The organism is Saonia sp., from assembly GCF_056326165.1.
Map to the genome: position 1 here is coordinate 66,372 of NZ_JBWFBN010000015.1, position 16,584 is coordinate 82,955.

The 16,584-nt window shown below is 46.5% G+C and carries 17 protein-coding genes; 4 read left to right on the forward strand and 13 right to left on the reverse strand.

Features of this window, described 5'->3' with window-relative positions; all coding sequences use genetic code 11:
* Window position 1: 1 nt before the first annotated feature.
* A complete protein-coding gene (locus AC000W_RS12910; protein WP_474748864.1) occupies window positions 2-2,401 on the forward strand; it encodes an AsmA family protein in 2,400 nt (799 codons plus the stop codon).
* Here AC000W_RS12910 and AC000W_RS12915 read toward each other — a convergent pair.
* Window positions 2,391-4,337, reverse strand: a complete 1,947-nt coding sequence (locus AC000W_RS12915) for a M1 family metallopeptidase (RefSeq protein WP_474748865.1) — start codon at window positions 4,335-4,337, stop codon at window positions 2,391-2,393. The genes AC000W_RS12910 and AC000W_RS12915 overlap by 11 nt on opposite strands.
* Between AC000W_RS12915 and AC000W_RS12920 the strand changes: the two genes are divergently transcribed.
* A complete protein-coding gene (locus AC000W_RS12920; protein WP_474748867.1) occupies window positions 4,313-4,738 on the forward strand; it encodes a phage holin family protein in 426 nt (141 codons plus the stop codon). The genes AC000W_RS12915 and AC000W_RS12920 overlap by 25 nt on opposite strands.
* Here AC000W_RS12920 and murI read toward each other — a convergent pair.
* The 8 genes from murI to AC000W_RS12960 all read right to left on the reverse strand — a co-directional run bounded on the left by murI (window position 4,735) and on the right by AC000W_RS12960 (window position 12,252).
* A complete protein-coding gene (murI, locus tag AC000W_RS12925) occupies window positions 4,735-5,514 on the reverse strand; it encodes a glutamate racemase (RefSeq protein ID WP_474748868.1) in 780 nt (259 codons plus the stop codon). The genes AC000W_RS12920 and murI overlap by 4 nt on opposite strands.
* A 77-nt stretch (window positions 5,515-5,591) precedes the next feature.
* On the reverse strand, window positions 5,592-6,101 hold the full coding sequence (locus AC000W_RS12930) for an OmpH/Skp family outer membrane protein (protein ID WP_474748870.1): 510 nt from the start codon (window positions 6,099-6,101) through the stop codon (window positions 5,592-5,594).
* A gap of 11 nt (window positions 6,102-6,112) precedes the next feature.
* Complete coding sequence (locus tag AC000W_RS12935; RefSeq protein ID WP_474748872.1) at window positions 6,113-6,616, reverse strand: OmpH/Skp family outer membrane protein; 504 nt, start codon at window positions 6,614-6,616, stop codon at window positions 6,113-6,115.
* A gap of 19 nt (window positions 6,617-6,635) precedes the next feature.
* On the reverse strand, window positions 6,636-9,104 hold the full coding sequence (bamA, locus tag AC000W_RS12940) for an outer membrane protein assembly factor BamA (protein WP_474748873.1): 2,469 nt from the start codon (window positions 9,102-9,104) through the stop codon (window positions 6,636-6,638).
* Between the two features lie 4 nt (window positions 9,105-9,108).
* Window positions 9,109-9,894, reverse strand: a complete 786-nt coding sequence (locus tag AC000W_RS12945; protein WP_474748875.1) for an isoprenyl transferase — start codon at window positions 9,892-9,894, stop codon at window positions 9,109-9,111.
* Window positions 9,872-10,693 carry a DUF6089 family protein gene (locus AC000W_RS12950; RefSeq protein ID WP_474748877.1) on the reverse strand — a complete coding sequence of 274 codons (822 nt, stop codon included), beginning with the start codon at window positions 10,691-10,693 and terminating at the stop codon, window positions 9,872-9,874. The genes AC000W_RS12945 and AC000W_RS12950 overlap by 23 nt, the downstream gene beginning before the upstream one ends.
* 3 nt (window positions 10,694-10,696) lie before the next feature.
* On the reverse strand, window positions 10,697-11,587 hold the full coding sequence (locus AC000W_RS12955; RefSeq protein ID WP_474748878.1) for an NAD kinase: 891 nt from the start codon (window positions 11,585-11,587) through the stop codon (window positions 10,697-10,699).
* On the reverse strand, window positions 11,584-12,252 hold the full coding sequence (locus tag AC000W_RS12960; RefSeq protein WP_474748880.1) for a CBS domain-containing protein: 669 nt from the start codon (window positions 12,250-12,252) through the stop codon (window positions 11,584-11,586). The genes AC000W_RS12955 and AC000W_RS12960 overlap by 4 nt, the downstream gene beginning before the upstream one ends.
* A 39-nt stretch (window positions 12,253-12,291) precedes the next feature.
* On the opposite strand from AC000W_RS12960, the gene AC000W_RS12965 reads away from it, so the two are divergent.
* Both AC000W_RS12965 and AC000W_RS12970 read left to right on the forward strand, forming a co-directional pair.
* Window positions 12,292-13,032 (forward strand): pyridoxine 5'-phosphate synthase, encoded by a 741-nt coding sequence (locus AC000W_RS12965; RefSeq protein WP_474748881.1) that lies wholly within the window; start codon window positions 12,292-12,294, stop codon window positions 13,030-13,032.
* Window positions 13,023-13,802, forward strand: coding sequence for an alpha/beta fold hydrolase (locus tag AC000W_RS12970; protein ID WP_474748883.1), 780 nt, complete (start codon window positions 13,023-13,025; stop codon window positions 13,800-13,802). The genes AC000W_RS12965 and AC000W_RS12970 overlap by 10 nt, the downstream gene beginning before the upstream one ends.
* Here AC000W_RS12970 and AC000W_RS12975 read toward each other — a convergent pair.
* The 4 genes from AC000W_RS12975 to AC000W_RS12990 all read right to left on the reverse strand — a co-directional run.
* The gene (locus AC000W_RS12975) at window positions 13,794-14,213 is read right to left on the reverse strand and encodes a DUF2141 domain-containing protein (RefSeq protein WP_474748885.1); all 420 of its coding nucleotides are present in this window, start codon (window positions 14,211-14,213) and stop codon (window positions 13,794-13,796) included. The genes AC000W_RS12970 and AC000W_RS12975 overlap by 9 nt on opposite strands.
* Window positions 14,203-14,574: a DUF4296 domain-containing protein gene (locus tag AC000W_RS12980; RefSeq protein WP_474748886.1), complete on the reverse strand. Its 372-nt coding sequence runs from the start codon at window positions 14,572-14,574 to the stop codon at window positions 14,203-14,205. The genes AC000W_RS12975 and AC000W_RS12980 overlap by 11 nt, the downstream gene beginning before the upstream one ends.
* A gap of 3 nt (window positions 14,575-14,577) precedes the next feature.
* A complete protein-coding gene (locus tag AC000W_RS12985; protein WP_474748893.1) occupies window positions 14,578-15,918 on the reverse strand; it encodes a dihydroorotase in 1,341 nt (446 codons plus the stop codon).
* A gap of 21 nt (window positions 15,919-15,939) precedes the next feature.
* Window positions 15,940-16,584, reverse strand: a 645-nt coding sequence (locus AC000W_RS12990) for a polyprenol monophosphomannose synthase (RefSeq protein WP_474748888.1), incomplete at its 5' end; no start/stop codon positions are given.

The following is a 16,584-nucleotide window of genomic DNA, read 5'->3' on the forward strand; positions in this document are numbered from 1 at the left end:
CGTGAAACGAGCGCTGATTTTTACAGGATATGTTGCGCTCATCCTTATGCTCTTGGGAGCAGGGGGTGCCGGTTATCTCTATTACAACCAAGAAAAGATTATTGCAGGCGGTGTTGCCAAGCTGAATGAACAGCTTAAAGCTCCGGTGGAAGTAAGCACGATAGAGCTGGACCTTTTCTCCGGTTTTCCACGAGTGCGCATCGTGCTCAACGCTGTAACTATTGCAGATCCCTTTGGTGGAAAAAGCCCCTTAATTAAAGCCGAGAGTGTCGGTTTGGGAATGAATGTTTTAGAAGTACTGCGCGGGACTTATACCATAGAAGAATTGGCCATAAGCACTGGTGAGATTCATTTAGTGCATTCGAGCAAAGGAGACAATTGGGACTTACTCTCAAGCACAGATACCTCGAACACTGACCTAAATCTACAGCACTTCGAGGTAAATGCGGTTCAGCTGACTTATGATGATCTCGTAGAAAACTCAAACTACAGCAGCTACATCAACGTTTTAAATGCTTCCGGAATTATAGGCAGCAGCATCCAGCTGTCCTTGCGTGCGGATTTGGAGGCGACCTATGCAACCATTGAAGGTGAAGTGTTCCTTGTAAATGCGCCGCTGAATGGGAGTGCCGAGCTTACTATTAATGAAAATTGGACCCTTTCAACAAACCGTCTTGCACTAGACGGCACAGCGGTCAACCTGGACCTGAATCAAAACGGTGGTAAAATCAGTGCAGCGCAAATGGACATCCCAAATGCGCTTGATTTTGTTCCACTTTTCACTATTCCTGAGGAAATAGAAGTTAAAGGCCTACGCGCAGATTGGAGCTGGGAGGGCACTTGGGACCAATGGGTGCTTGACTTCGACACGAAAAATACTGCGTTGAATTACAACGGAATTGCAGTGCCTTCACTTTCTTGTAAAGGACAATGGCGTTGGGGTGCCGTTCCTGAGCTCAGTATACCTTCACTTGCATTGGAAACCCATACAGGTAAAATTACCGGTGCCCTCGAATTAAAGGGGGATGCGCCTGTCCTTTATACCGATCTAGAAGGCGGATCCAACTTGAGCGAACTCTTTGATTTCATTGAAACAGATCTTCTTGTAAATCCCATGGGCTTCTGGAAAGGTGAAAACATTTCACTTACACAAGGCTTTCGTTCTTGGGATGATTTAACGCCCGTAGGCAGCCCTATTTTCAAAGGGGATGTTTCTTTTTTCGAAGGCGCATTTTCTCTTGCTGGCAGCAATATTTCTTTTGAAAAAGTCGAAGCGGAATTAGGCATCGACGGCCGCAATATTCAGATTGATCGGTGCTTTTTGCAAAGTGGAGAAAATACAGCCGTAGTCGCCGGGACTATTTATAATGCTTTAGAGGCGAACGGTTACCCAAAGGTAGTTTTAACTCTAGAGAGCCCTACCATTTCCATCGATCCGTTGCTGTACTGGGAATTCGAAGATGACGAATCCGACGAAGAAACCAGTTTTGATTATTCCGTCGCAGTGAAAGTAGACCATGTTCAACTGGGTGATTTCAACGGCGCCAATCTCGTGGGTACAGTGTATAATCGGGGGAATTGGATTATGGGAGATGCCATGCGCATCGACGGTTGTGATGGAACGTTGGGTGGTAATTGGGCCCTGTATGAAGACGGGTCAAATAACGTATTTAAAGGCGATCTATTCGTACAGTCCATTGAATTGGACCAATTACTAGCCAGCTTCAACAGTTTTGATATTGAAGATTTAGATGCCTCCAACCTACTGGGTGAGGCCAGTGCTACGGCTACCGTTTCATTAGCCTTTGACAGTGAATGGGAACAGCACAGTGCTAAAACGGATATTCGAGGAAAAGGCGAAATCAAAGGCGGAACGCTACAGAATTATGCACCGTTGCAAGAATTGAGCGCATTTATTGACAAAGGAGAATTGGATAAAATTGAGTTTCCCTACCTCGCCTCGTCCTTTCGCGTCCACGGGGATTCCCTTCTGCTCCCTGAGATGGAAGTAAAAAATAGTGCCCTGAATCTTTGGGTGAACGGCTGGCAAAATTTAGAAACTGACGACCTTCGTTACAGCGTCCGACTCGGTCTAAAAGATCTCGCTATGCGGGGTAAAAATTCAAATAGAGATTTAGGAAATTGGATCGGTGAGGCGGAAAATGAAAACCAACCTTATGTTCGACTGATTGTAGGATGCAACCTGGACGACGTGTGTATAAGTCTCGACCGAGAACGGATCAATCGAAGCTTCAAAGAAGCCATTCAACAGGAAAAGGAAGACTTAAAGAACATCTTTAAAAAGCCAGAAGAGTCCACACCCAAGGCTACTCCAGGAAGCGGAACCTTCGAATTACTCTGGCCCGAACAGGACAGTCTTAAGGTGCGTATCACTCATTAGAGGCGAATAGCGCATCTAAGGTGCCTTGTGAGAGTGGGTGGTAGGAAGGCCGTGCTTTTTTATAAATCTCACGTGCCCATTGCTGACGTTTCTCATCCCCGTTTAACATACTTTCATACATCGGCACAATAAATTTTCTGCGACCCACCTTCACTAAAAACTCCTCTACGGTTTTCTTATAGATGGCCGGATCGTAACCTTCGAAATCTGTCTTTAATATCGCTGAAAACCATGCTGCTACAATCTCAGGATTAGGACTTCCACTAAAACCGTAATTCTCATCGGCCAATGCATAATGACCCACAGTTGCACCTCCCGCTTCTAGTCCGCGTATGTAGCGCAACCACTCGTGGGTAGACCAAAATTTAGTGGTTTGAAAGTCCGTATAGCACAACTGTTTCGCATCCGGTGCTTCGGGCGCTGTGCTCAGCATCATTTTCACGGCTTCATCCACAACAAAGAATCGGTTCGATGCCGGGAAGGGACAATTCACGGGCAGTCCTTTTCCATAGACCCACTGATCCACGCCAATAGCATCCCACTGTTCCTGGGTGAGCAACTGCGCCAATTCTTGTAAAAACTGCTCCGTAACCATGGTTTTGAATCTATACTTCTCGAAATAGCCTTTAATAAACCCATCCCAAGTTTCTCTTCCCACGGTCTGCTCGCACAATTTCAAGAAATGAAATCCTTTATCGTAAGCAATGGCATTTACACCATCGTCGGGATTCTTACCTGCTAAATTCTGTTTCAAAATCGTCGCCTCCGGATCGTTCTCGAGCATGTACGCCAATTCTTTTTGAAGGTCGTCATAACTCAATGCAACAAGCATATCCGCGAAATCTGGTCCATACACACGCTCCATGATGCGCATTTCGAAATAAACGGTAAAGCCTTCATTCAGCCAGAAATCGTTCCAAGTTCCATTGGTAACAAGATTCCCACTCCAACTGTGGGCCAATTCATGAGCAATGAGACTCACTAAGCTCAAATCACCCACCACAACCGTGGGCGTTAGGAAGGTCAAACGAGGGTTTTCCATTCCACCAAAGGGGAAACTCGGCGGCAATACCAGCATATCATAACGGCCCCAATAGTACGGTCCGTAGAGTTCTTCTGCCTTTTCGATCATCTTCTCCGTCTGCCCGAATTCGAAGGCGGCATTGCGCACCATTTCAGGTTCAGCATACACGCCCGATCGCTCACCTAATGCAATAAACTCTAAATCGCCAGCGCCTAAAGCCATGAGATAACTAGGAATAGGCTGCGGCATTGTAAACTCATACTTACCATTGGCCGATTTCTGCGTTGGGTTGGAGGCACTCATCAGAGCTAACATCCCCTGCGGAACTTGCACGCTCGCATTGTACGTAAAACGAACTCCGGGGCGGTCCTGACAGGGGATCCATGTACGTGCGAGAATGGCTTGACTTTGGGTAAATAAAAAGGGCATGCGCTTACCTTGAGTCAATGCCGCCGGAAACCACTGTACCGCTTCAGCACCTTCTGTAGTCACATACGTAATGCTTACCTCTTTAGAGGCGGGACTAAGATCATAAACGACCAAAGCAGAACCCAATAAATCATCTTCTTCCTCAAAGCCCCATTGCGCCTCTTGACCGTCCAGCAGGACCGATTCAATCTGAAGTGCCTTTGTATCAAAAACTACCCGGTCTCCATGCGTTTCTGATAACGTCCAGACCGCTGTTGCATGAATCTCTTGTGCGTCGAAATCTACACTTGCATCCCACTCCAAATGCGTTACCGTTGCCTCTGGTGTACTAAAGCTGTGCGGGTCAACAAACAGTTCCGCTCGAAGCGTCGTATCACCAATCATTGGTGGCCGCTCAACAGATACGGTATCTACAGTGGTCGTAGGCTGGCAACTAATAAGTGTGACCGATGCTAAAAATGCAGCGAAAAGGAAGCTCTTCATTCTTTTCATTTTATGTACTTTTCGAAAAAGTGAATATACCGCACATGAGACAAAAACCTGGACTTCTTTCAAGACTTGTTGTGAGTTCCATTGCCGTTTTCCTGGCCGATTGGATTCTTCCCGGTGTCAACATCAGCAGTTTTTCAACTGCCGTTGGTGTCGCCATTGTGCTTGGACTCCTGAATGCCACTTTGAAACCACTGCTGATCATCATTACCATTCCCCTAACCTTCATGACTTTGGGCCTGTTTCTTTTGATCATCAATGCCATTATCATTGGAGTTGCAGACCAATGGATAGACGGTTTAGAAGTAGCAAGTGTCTGGACAGCCATCCTCTTTAGCCTGCTCGTCTCAACGATCAGCTCCTGGATGTACCGTTACGGAGAGCGTCAGGGTTAGAGCACTTTTTTCTCCCAATGCGCTTTAATGCCAAAGGTACTGGATGCCAGTGCTAAGAAACTGGGGGTTGCATCGCTTAAATAATAGGTCGTGGTCCCTGATCCTTCTCCAGCCTCAGCCCAAGCCGAAACGACTGCTTCTGCTACTATAGCAGGTGCATCAATCCAATCCACACCGGGGCGTAATTTCGCTGCCGCCTCGCGCAAAAGCGGGTAATGCGTACACCCTGGAACTATCGCTTCAATCCCCTTCAAAGAAGGATCGTTCAGATAGTGCTCGAGCACGCTTTCCTCTATTCCCGTACCCAGAAATCCATCTTCAATCAGCGGCACCAGCAATGGTGTGGGCAATGCCACTAATTCGTGCGGCACTTTAAAGGCTTCTAAGCGCTTTGTATAGGCGCCACTGCGAACAGTCGCGCGCGTTCCCAACAGCGCCGTCTTCCGCGGAGCACTCCCCGCCAATACAGCTACTACAGGATCAATCACATTGATAAAAGTCAAATCAGGAAAGGATGCTTCGAGCATCGAACCTGCTGCAGCGCTTGCGCTATTGCAAGCAATCACGATCACGTCGCAACCTTGATCCGCTAAGAATCCGACAATCTCTCGACTGAAACTGCGAATGGCTTCGTCACTTTTATCACCGTACGGTAAATGAAGCGTATCACCAAAATACACCTTATCCACCCCGGGTAGTTTTTCTTCCAACGCATGCAGGACCGTAAGTCCGCCCAAGCCGCTGTCGAATAGTCCTATTTTGCGTTGCTTTTTCACAGCACGCAAAATACCAAATAAAAAGCCCCCCGCGAGCTGCGCTCGCGGGGGGCTTCAAAAAATTTTTTACGCCGGCCTTAGTTAATGCCTAATTCCGCTTTTACCAACGGTAAGATGTCCTCACCACCGTCAAGGTAAATGACTACTGCCTTTGATGCCGATGCATCCAAAATGTAAGTGAATCCATTTGCTGAAGCAACTTTCTCCACTGCCGCTTGCGCTTTCTCGCTGATCGGCAACATGAGATCCATTTGCTTGCGCTGCAACTCTTGTTGTGCACTTTGGTTGAACATCTGGATGCGCTGACCCATAGTTTGCAACTCTTCATTTTCTTTCTGAAGACGCAATTCTGTCCAAGTGTCCATATTTGCTTGAGCGTTTTGCAGTTTCGTCATGTACTCTTCCTGCATGGCTGTAGCATCGCTTTCCAATTGACCTGCATACTTCTGAATTTCAGCCTCAGCAGCCTTGTATTCTGGCATTACAGAAATCAATTCGTCTACATTGATGTGACCTACTTTTTGCTGGGCAACTGCGGTTCCTGCGAAGCCTAAGGTCAAGGCGATAGCGAGTAATACTCTTTTCATTGTCTGTTGATTTATTTCTTTAAACTATTTAAAACCTCCTCGCTGTAGTCTTTCTCTTTTTCAACAAAGAGTACACCACTTTGAGCACTTTTATCCAGAACCAATTCTAATTTACGCTTCTGAGCCAACGCCTGAACCGCTCCAAAAACCTTGTCCTGAATGGGCTGAACCAGCTGTGTTCGCTTTTCGAAAAGCATTCCTTCTGGTCCAAAATATTTCTGTTGCAAAGCAAGCACTTCTTCTGCTTTCTGCACAATAGCTGCCTCGCGTTTTTCCAATTTTTCCGGTGAAAGCAATATTTGCTCCGCCGCTAATGCATCTTTTAAACTCTGCAGTTCACTCTGAAGCGCACTTACTTCACCGGCCCATTGCGTACTGAGCTGGTCAACTTGGGATTTTGCCTGTGCATATTCAGGCAAATTCTTCAAGATGTAATCCGTATCCACCACACCATAACGCTGGGCCATCAGCGAGGTGGAAAAGAGCACAGCAAGTAATAATCCTATTTTTTTCACGGCCTTGAAGGTACTTCAATTAGAACTGTTGTCCAATGATGAAATGCGTCTGCCATCCGCTTGCCGCTGCACCATTTGGCTCAGGGTCAAATCCATAGGCAACATCCACTCCCATCAATCCAAACATAGGCATGTAAATACGCAAACCGGCACCTGCACTACGCTTTAGATTAAACGCACGGTAGTCCCAGAAATTATCATAGTTGTTTCCGCCTTCCATAAAGATGAGCGGGAAGACTTGTGCTGAAGGATTGTTTGCGATGATGTATCGCATCTCGAAGACGTATTTGTTGTAGAGCGCACCACCACCACCTGGCGTGATCGAATTATTAGTGTAGCCACGAAGACCGATGATTTCACGACCATCAATGACGAAATTAGCCAATCCATCTCCACCCACATAGAAACGTTCAAACGGCGGTAAGCCCAAATCTTTATTGTAGCTGCCCAAATAACCAAACTCACCGTGCGTGCGAATGACGAATTTTGACGTGATTGGCGCAAACCAATCTGCATTCAACTTCCACTTATGGTATTCAACCAATTTAAAACGCTCTTCTGATGAGAGGCTCTTGTAATCAATATCATCACGCAACAAACTGAACGGCGGTGTCAATTCCGCGGCGAAACTTATCTGCGATCCACGCGTCGGGAAAATAGGCACATCCGTATTGTTACGACCCAATGTAAACTTGTAGTTGACGTTGTTCGATATTCCTTTGTTGTAATTCAAGAATCCCGTGGGGAAGTTGTTCAGATTAAAGCGGCGGAATTCCAATCCTTGGTACAAGGTGAAATAATCATCCGGCCACTTTAAACGTTGCCCCAGGCCAAAATTAATCCCAGTGATCAATAGACTTTGACGGTTCGGATCGCTTGCCTGTACACCGTTGCTTTGAACGTTGTGGTAGATGGTTCCAGTAAAGCTGTTCGGCTTTTTACCCCCTAACCACGGCTCCGTGAAAGAGGCATTATAGCTCTGGAAATACAAACCATTTGACTGCGCGCGAATATTGATGGTTTGTCCATCACCTGTCGGCAGCGGCTGCCAAGCGCGTTTGTTTCCAATATTTTTTGCGGAGAAGTTGTTGAAGTTCAAACCAAGCGTACCGACCACACGGTTGGCACCCCAACCCCCTTGCAGCTCAAGCTGTGAAGTTGACTTTTCGACTACAGTATATTCAAGATCCACCGTACCTGTTTGAGGATCCGGCACCGGGTTTACACCGATCTGCGTTTGATCGAAATACCCCAATTGAGACAGTTCTCGAATAGTACGCTGAATCATAGCCTTTGAAAATAGATCCCCTGGACGCGTCCTCACCTCGCGGTAAATAACGTGGTCGTTCGTGCGCTCATTACCGGTGATGCTGACTTTACGAATAGTCGCTTGGCGCCCTTCCTGAATGCGGATTTCCACATCTATCGTATCGTTCTGAACGTTTTTTTCGATCGGAACTACTTGCGAGAAGAGGTATCCGTTATTCAAATAGATGGATGCTACATCGTTCCCGTTTGGATCGAAACTCACGCGCTCATTCAAATGCTGGCTGTCATAGATATCGCCGCGATTGATTTTCAAAATGCTGCGCAACAGCGGCGTGTCGTATTTCGTATTGCCGACGAACGTAATGTCCCCAAAATAGTACTTGCGACCTTCTTCTACAGTAATTTCAATATTGATGAGTTCGTCATCTACTCGGTAATTCGTATCCCGTATGACGCGGGCATCGCGGTAACCCATGCTGTTGTATTTAGCAACTAAAGCCCGCATATCTTCTCTGTATTCCTTCTTGCGAAGCTTTGAAACCTTAAAGATGGCTTTGCCTTTCATCTTCGTGTTCTTCATTGCTTTCAAAAGAACCTTATCTGCCACTGCTTCATTACCGACAAAGGCAATTTCGCCAATTTTCACACGTTCACCAGGCTTCACTCTGAATCCAAGAATTACGGCATTGTTGAAAGTCGTATCGCGTTCTTGCGTAATATCTACCGTGGCGTTTAAATAGCCCTTTTCACGGAAGTAGGACTGAATCTTGTTGCGACTCATGACCACGAGGTTCTCATTCACCACTTTTCCCGCGCGCAGATCCAATTCTTCACGGATATCATCTTTCCAAGATTTCTTCACGCCCGTAATAAAATACTTACTCATCTTAGGAAGCTCCTGCAGGCGAATGTCTAAATAGACTTTTTTACCGCTCTTGTTCACTACACTGAACGTGATGTCTTCAAAGAGCTGTTGACGCCACAGTGTTTTAATGGCATCTGAAATCTTAGGATCAGGGAATTGGATATTATCACCGACACGAATGTTGGTCAACATGATTACAACGTTCGGATCTAAATCCTGCGCGCCGCTCACTGTAATGCCAGCTACCTCATAATCTATTCCTGGAATGAGGCCAAAATCACCGTTTTGCACCACTTGCGCAGTGGTCGTAAAAGAAACTAAAGTGAGTACAAGTGCCCAAAGGGTATTCTTCATGTCTTTATTCTGCCGTTAACTGTTCTGAGGTTTGTCCAAACCTGCGTTCGCGTTTTTGAAAAGCCGCTATTGCGTCGTACAAACCGGATGCGTCGAAATCTGGCCATAGAACAGGTGTGAAATACAATTCTGCATAGGCCAATTGCCATAACAAATAGTTGCTTATTCGCTGCTCGCCGCTGGTTCTAATCATAAGATCTGGATGCGGCATTCCAGCAGTGAACAAATGTTGTTCTACTGCTGCCTCGTTAATATCTGCAGCATCCATGGTTCCTTCAGCTACTTTTTGAGCAATCTTGCGAATGGCTTGTACCATTTCATCCTGTGAGCCGTAACTCAACGCAAGCGTCAAAGTTAACCCATCATTCTTTGCTGTAGCCTGAATTACAGACATTAACTTTTTATTTGCTTTTGACGGGAGGGTATCTAAATTACCGATGGAACGCAGACGAACGTTATTGTCCATTAATGTGGGCAATTCCTTCTCCAATGCAGTCATCAAGATATTCATGAGCGCGTCTACCTCCGACTTCGGGCGGTTCCAATTTTCAGTAGAGAAGGCATAAACCGTAAGGTAGTTGAGGCCCAATTCTGCGGACGCCGTCGTGATTCTTCTCAATGCCTCTACCCCCACTTCATGCCCGCGTACCCGCGACATGAAACCCTGCTGTTTTGCCCAGCGACCGTTGCCGTCCATAATGACCGCAATATGCTCGGGCATATGCTTAGGGTCTAATCCGGCTTTAAGCCGATTAGCCTTAAAAACTTTAGAATCCACTGCAGCGTTCATCTCTGGGACTTAGGTTATAAAAAATGGTCAGTCCGGCAAAAATAGTCCAATCTCGCTGTTCAGCAGTGCCTCGAGCCAATCCATTTGAATAAGAGACGTTTCCAGGGTTTGAAAAATAGGCGGCAACTGCATTTCGCTCCTCTTCCAGCGCAACTGCATCCACGTAATCTCCGCCAGTATCGTCCATATAATCCGTCCCGTAACGGCGCCAGCCAATTTCTGCAGACAAACTAAAATCACGTCCTAAACTCTGGCGGTAGCCCATCCCAAAGGGTACGGTAAGGGTGGTATTGCCGTAAAATAATTGATCACTAAGTTCCGTTTGCTGGCCTTCCGTACCTAACTCGCGCAGGTTGTGCCATTCGTCTTGGTAAAAGCCCTGCGGATTATAAAAAGTTAAGCCCAGTCCTCCGAAAATATAAAAGGAGCGCTTGAATTTCGTTCCTGTGCCGTACGGCCAGAAATTGAACTCCGTCATGTAGCTGAATTCGGAAATTTCTGTGCGAAAGGCGATGCCTCTATTTAATTTGAAATCATCCCTCGCCCAAGCGTCGGATGCGCCGACATAGCCGCGGTAATAATTCATTCGTGTGCTCCAATGCCAGTTGTATTGACGGCGTAAAGTGATTTGACCCACCGGTTGGTTGGGTAAGAATCCATAGACCCCTTGTGCATTGGTACCTACTGCACCAACATCTCCGTGAAACAATGTTCCAGAGCCGCCTAAGCCTAACTCATAAAATTGAGCATGGAGGAAAGAACTGCTAAAAAGCAGGAAATAAAGGAGTACTTTTTTCATGAATTAGTTCCTGTAATCTAACCCCCAGCTTAATTTATTCCGGAGCGTAGATGGGAAATCTTGAAGTTCAGTTTGGACTAAAGCGATACGGAAATCGGCTTTTTGAATGAAGAGTTCCGTAGTGGTATCAAAACTGTGTATTCGACTGTCTAATGAGGTTAAAAATTCGTTTTCTCGACTTTCTATGCGAAGGCGGAGGGTGTTATTGTCAGAGATAACGAAGGGACGCATGGTCAAATTGTGCGGAGCGATCGGGGTAAGGACAAAATTTTCGCTATTCGGCATAATTATGGGGCCGCCACAACTTAAACTATAACCTGTCGAACCAGTCGGCGTGCTCACGATTAAGCCGTCCGCCCAGTAACTGTTGAGATAGGCGCCGTTCAGGTAGGTGTGTACCGTGATCATGCTCGTTGTTTCTTTCCGTGCAATGGTAATTTCATTGAGAGCGAAATTCGGTTTAACCACCCGGTTGCAGGAAGTGCGCAGCTGCAAAAGCGATCGGAAATCCAACTGAAACCGCCCGCTAAAAAGAGCATCTAAGGAGGTCTCGATGTTGCTTTTCGCAACGTTTGCAAGAAAGCCTAATCGGCCCATATTGATCCCTAAAATAGGAATGTCTTTATTCTGTATGAGTACCGTTGCATCGAGAATGGTTCCATCTCCGCCCAATGAAATGAGGAAGTGCGGGTCAAAGTTCTCTAATTCTTCCTCGTCTGCAAACGTCGAGAAGTGCATTTCCGGGAACTCTTCCGTCTTGATCTCATCGCAAGCACCGACCATGGTATGATATACTGCAAAATCAACGCCTTCCTCGACCAATTTTTCCAACACCACCTCTAAGTAAGGCAGGTTCGCAGGTTTAGGCGTGCGTCCAAATAGTGCAATTCTCATGAGTACTTCAAATAGTTCATTAAATGGTCGTACCGTTCGCGGTAGTCGGCTTCGTACGAATCATCGCCAAAGATACCTTCTATTTCGTAGCCGTAGCGTTGTAAACTCTTGATAATAGGTGCTGTATGCTCTAAATTGACTTTCAACGTCAACTGCAAAGAAGTTTCAACTGCCTTGTGGGTCATCCACAGCCCTAAAAGCTTGGCATCATTATGTTCTACGGCGTGCGCAATCTCTATTAAACTGTACTGGTCGGCTGCAATACTTACTACTAAGATGGCTCCCGTTTGAAGCAATGTTGGTGTCGCTCTAAAGAACTCTAAAATATCCGACAATAGGTAGGAATTCACATAGCGCCCCTCCTTAGTCACCACGGGAACTAAAGTGATGCGGTGCTGGGTACACACTTCCATGACCTCGAAAAAATGAGCACCGGCTAGTACGTGGGGAACGAAGGCCGCACGCAAAGCATTTTGCACGGACAGCGTATCGTCTTCGGCTTCATAGAGCGCGTCTTCACTTAAAAGGCCCATATAAACGCCTTCATCCGTAACCACGGGAAGATGGCTAATTTTTAGATCCTCCATGAACTCCAAAGCCTCCGCTATTGTTGTCTGCGGAAGAATCCCCTTAATGGGTTCTGTATGTAGTGTTTCTTGCAACATTTCATAACAAACATAGCCCTTTTCTTTAGCTTTGCCCCCATGAACGATCACACAAAACTCAGCGTTAATATTAATAAAATTGCTACCCTTCGAAATGCAAGAGGCGGCGATGTCCCGAATGTCTTGAAAATTGCACTGGATTGTGAGCGGTTTGGTGCCGAAGGTATTACCGTGCACCCGAGACCCGATCAACGTCACATTCGCTACAGCGATGTGGCAGATTTAGCCCCTGCGGTGACCACAGAGTTCAATATAGAAGGGTATCCAAACGAAGAATTCATTGCACTTGTGCTTGCGAATCGGCCCGCACAAGTCACGCTTGTTCCCGACCCTCCAGGGGTTTTGACTTCAAATGCAGGTTGGGACGCTATTGGGCACAAAGACTTCCTGACCGAGGTCATCACCACTTTTAAAGATGCCGGTATTCGTACATCCATATTTATTGAAACGGATCACCAGCAGATTGCAGCAGCAAAAGCAACGGGAGCGGATCGCATCGAATTGTATACGGAATCGTATGCGGTCGGATATGCAAAAGATAGGGCCGCCGCAGTTGCTCCTTTTGTAAGTAGCGCTGCCTTTGCGAAAAGCATTGGCCTCGGTGTCAATGCCGGCCACGACCTCAGCTTAGAAAATCTCAGCTTCTTTGCGCAAAAGCTTCACGGAAGTTTAGACGAAGTAAGCATCGGTCACGCATTGATTGCAGATGCACTTTATTTGGGACTCCATAACACCATCCAACAATACCGAAACTGTTTGAACCCGTCCGCATGGAAGTAGTACCGTTATTCTCGAAAGTCTACGGAGACGGCGCACCACTGATTATCCTTCACGGATTGTTTGGAATGGGGGACAATTGGGCAACACATGCAAAACATTGGGCGGAATTAGGCTGGCAAATACATGCCGTCGACCAGCGCAACCACGGAAAATCACCGCATCACAGCATCCATAATTATGATGCAATGGCTGCCGATCTGGAAGCATACATGGATGCAAAAGGATTACAAACGGCCGTTATCTTAGGGCACAGCATGGGAGGAAAAACAGCCATGCATTTTGCCGTAAGTCGTCCGGAACGTGTTCGGGCCTTAATCGTTGTAGACATTGCGCCAAAGGCATACCCCATTCACCATCAGGGCTACATTAATGCAATGAAGTCTGTTGATTTTGATGCCGTTCGCTCACGCGGTGCAGTAGAGAAGATTCTTTCGGAAAGTGTTGATAATGCGGGCATTCGCCAATTCTTTATGAAGAGTTTATATTGGCAGACCAAAGAGAAATTGGCATTCCGCTTCAATCTCGATGCCCTCGAAGATCAGCTACAAGAAGTAGGCACACCTTTGGAATTTGGCTACTTTGATCGTCCCACTTTATTCATCGCAGGCGGTGCAAGCGGCTACATTACCGCGGAGGACGAAGATGCTATTTTAGACCATTTCCCTGCAGCGCATATCGAGACCATTGCTCATGCGGGGCACTGGGTACATGCAGAAGCACGAGAACCGTTTTCAGAATTGGTAGTGGACTTCCTGAAAGATTTAGTCTAGAACGTCTTTAAGTTCAAAATGCATATAATGTACCGGTCCCTGACGTTTTACGAGCGCATCGGCTGCATCGGGCTTGCCTAAGAACACCCACGCTTTATTACTGAAGTCGTAGCGCTCGAGCGGTTGCGTAAATAGTCCACGGTCCAATTTATCATTGCGATTGGCATCTTCATACACCTGTACCATGAAGCGTTCGGGCAGTTGTAGCGAAACATACACGGTGTCTCTGGAAGACCTAATATCTTCAAAGCCCACCGCAAGTCGTTCTTCATTGGGATCTAATACTTCATACGCAATACGGGTCGGGTACTGCGCAGCGGACGCACAGGTGAAGTATAAACCCGCTTGTTCTTGCGCAACCAATGTGCTCGCGGCGCAGGCCCAAAACAGAAGGAGTATTTTAATCTTCATAGTCGATCTCTACCCCTTTTTTAGACAATAACGCACCGTTTGCTTTTAGCGAATCCAAGACTTCTTCATAAATAGGTATGAAGACCGTTGGGTTGTCGCTGTAAAAGGCAAAGCTGGATTTGAATTGGTCTTCAGTGATTCCATGCTTTTCGTAGACCTTCGCATAGTAATCTTCAATACCGTTCGTATCGCCAAGCATGATCGCACCGTTGCGCGCACCTTCTATAACATGAATGTCTACCATGATCGGCATCATTTGCTCAGGTGTCAACACGTTTTGAGGAATCTTCACCTCGGGAGAAGCGCATCCTATGAAAAGGATGAATAGTACGCTTACTGTATAGTTCCCGAGTCGCATCATCTTCTAGTCTCTATCAAATACTAAACGTGCGCCCAAAACACTATCGTCTATTTTACCTTCTTTGAAGGCAAGGTGACCGCCTACAAAAGTGTGCGTCACTTTGGATTTAAACAGGGTCCCTTCAAACGGGGACCAACCGCATTTGTACAATATGTTTTGCTTGTTCACGTTCCAGGGTTGGTTGGGTTCAACCAGAACTAAATCTGCATAGTATCCTTCGCGCAAAAAGCCCCGCTCCTCCATTCGGAACAAAATCGCAGGGTTGTGACACATCTTTTCCACCATTTTTTCGATGGTAAACGTTCCATCGTGTACGCGCTCCATCATTGCCGGCAGTGCATGCTGAACTAAAGGACCGCCAGAAGGTGCGTTTAAATAGGTGTTTGCCTTCTCTTCAAGGGTATGTGGCGCATGATCTGTAGCAATCACATCTAAGCGATCGTCCAGCAGTGCTTTCCAAAGCGCATCTCTATCCGCCGCCGTCTTGACTGCTGGATTCCATTTGATGTGGCTGCCTTTTTTTGCGTATTGACTATCGTCAAACCACAAATGATGCACACAAACTTCAGCAGTGATTCGCTTCTCAGCTAACGGCTTTCGGTTCGAAAACAACTTTGTTTCTTTTCCGGTGCTGATGTGAAAAACGTGCAGGCGGCTGTTGTATTTCTTCGCCAAATCCACCGCCGTAGAGGAACTCAAATAACACGCCTCTTCGCTACGAATCACAGGGTGCTGTGCCATAGGAATATGCTCTCCAAACTCGGCTTTTGCGCGCTCTAAGTTTGCTTTTATGGTGGCTTCGTCCTCACAATGCGTAATGAGTTGATGGTCCAATTGGAAGATGCCCTCTAAGGTTTTCTGCTCGTCGACCAACATGTTGCCCGTAGAAGAACCCATGAAGATTTTTATGCCGGCCACGTCGCGCTTACTCACCTTCTTCAACTCTTCTAAGTTGTCGTTTGAAGCGCCCATATTAAAACTATAGTTGGCCAACGAAACCTGAGCGGCACGCGCGTACTTCTTCTCCAGCTCTTCAATAGTGAGGGCAGCCGGCTTAGTATTGGGTTGCTCCATGTAGGAGGTTATTCCCCCAGCCACCGCAGCACGCGATTCTGAATGAATATCACCTTTATGGGTAAGTCCAGGCTCTCTAAAATGCACCTGGTCATCAATAATTCCTGGCAAAAGGAATTTACCATTCGCATCGATTATGGTTACGTTTCCATTTTTCGGGCCGATAGAATCGTCAATTTTTGCAATTCTGCCGTTTTCAACGAGTAAATCACCTTCAAAGACTTCACCCTCATTGACCATGCGGGCATTTTTAATGAGATACGATTTCAACATTTATTAGGTAGGGGTTATTTAGGGTTTGGTGAACCAACTCCAAATTTTCAATTTCATAACACCAAAGATGGCCTCTTTGATGATGCCACTGGACATTTTACTTGTGCCTTCTGTACGGTCCGTAAAAATGACTGGGACTTCTTTAACAACGAGTCCTTTGCGCCACGCTGTAAATTTCATTTCAATCTGGAAAGCGTAACCGACAAAATGGATTTTTGAAAAATCAATGGCCGCTAACGTTTCACGCGTATAGCATTTAAAACCAGCCGTCGCGTCTTGGATCGGCATCCCAGTGATGAAACGAACATAAACGGAGGCGAAGTAGCTCAATAATACTCTACTCATGGGCCAATTCACCACATTTACGCCTTGCACGTAACGCGAACCTATGCTCACATCAGCGCCATTCTCGCACGCCTCCAACAACCTGGGTAAATCCTCTGGGTTATGAGAAAAATCACAATCCATCTCAAAAACATGAGCATATTCACGTGCCAAAGCCCATTTAAAACCATGGATATACGCCGTTCCTAAACCCAGTTTGCCCGTACGTTCCTCAAGGTGAATACGTCCGCCATGTACATCCATTAATTTGCGTACAACGTCTGCCGTTCCATCAGGAGATCCGTCATCAACAATCAATACTTCGTAACCGCCTGGCAA

Coding starts and splice junctions, on each gene's coding strand:
- AC000W_RS12920 (WP_474748867.1), top strand. CDS start 4,313: ATGCAGCGAAAAGGAAGCTCTTCATTCTTTTCATTTTATGTACTTTTC.
- AC000W_RS12915 (WP_474748865.1), bottom strand. CDS start 4,337: ATGAAGAGCTTCCTTTTCGCTGCATTTTTAGCATCGGTCACACTTATT.
- AC000W_RS12930 (WP_474748870.1), bottom strand. CDS start 6,101: ATGAAAAGAGTATTACTCGCTATCGCCTTGACCTTAGGCTTCGCAGGA.
- bamA (WP_474748873.1), bottom strand. CDS start 9,104: ATGAAGAATACCCTTTGGGCACTTGTACTCACTTTAGTTTCTTTTACG.
- AC000W_RS12945 (WP_474748875.1), bottom strand. CDS start 9,894: ATGAACGCTGCAGTGGATTCTAAAGTTTTTAAGGCTAATCGGCTTAAA.
- AC000W_RS12950 (WP_474748877.1), bottom strand. CDS start 10,693: ATGAAAAAAGTACTCCTTTATTTCCTGCTTTTTAGCAGTTCTTTCCTC.
- AC000W_RS12955 (WP_474748878.1), bottom strand. CDS start 11,587: ATGAGAATTGCACTATTTGGACGCACGCCTAAACCTGCGAACCTGCCT.
- AC000W_RS12960 (WP_474748880.1), bottom strand. CDS start 12,252: ATGTTGCAAGAAACACTACATACAGAACCCATTAAGGGGATTCTTCCG.
- AC000W_RS12965 (WP_474748881.1), top strand. CDS start 12,292: ATGAACGATCACACAAAACTCAGCGTTAATATTAATAAAATTGCTACC.
- AC000W_RS12970 (WP_474748883.1), top strand. CDS start 13,023: ATGGAAGTAGTACCGTTATTCTCGAAAGTCTACGGAGACGGCGCACCA.
- AC000W_RS12975 (WP_474748885.1), bottom strand. CDS start 14,213: ATGAAGATTAAAATACTCCTTCTGTTTTGGGCCTGCGCCGCGAGCACA.
- AC000W_RS12980 (WP_474748886.1), bottom strand. CDS start 14,574: ATGATGCGACTCGGGAACTATACAGTAAGCGTACTATTCATCCTTTTC.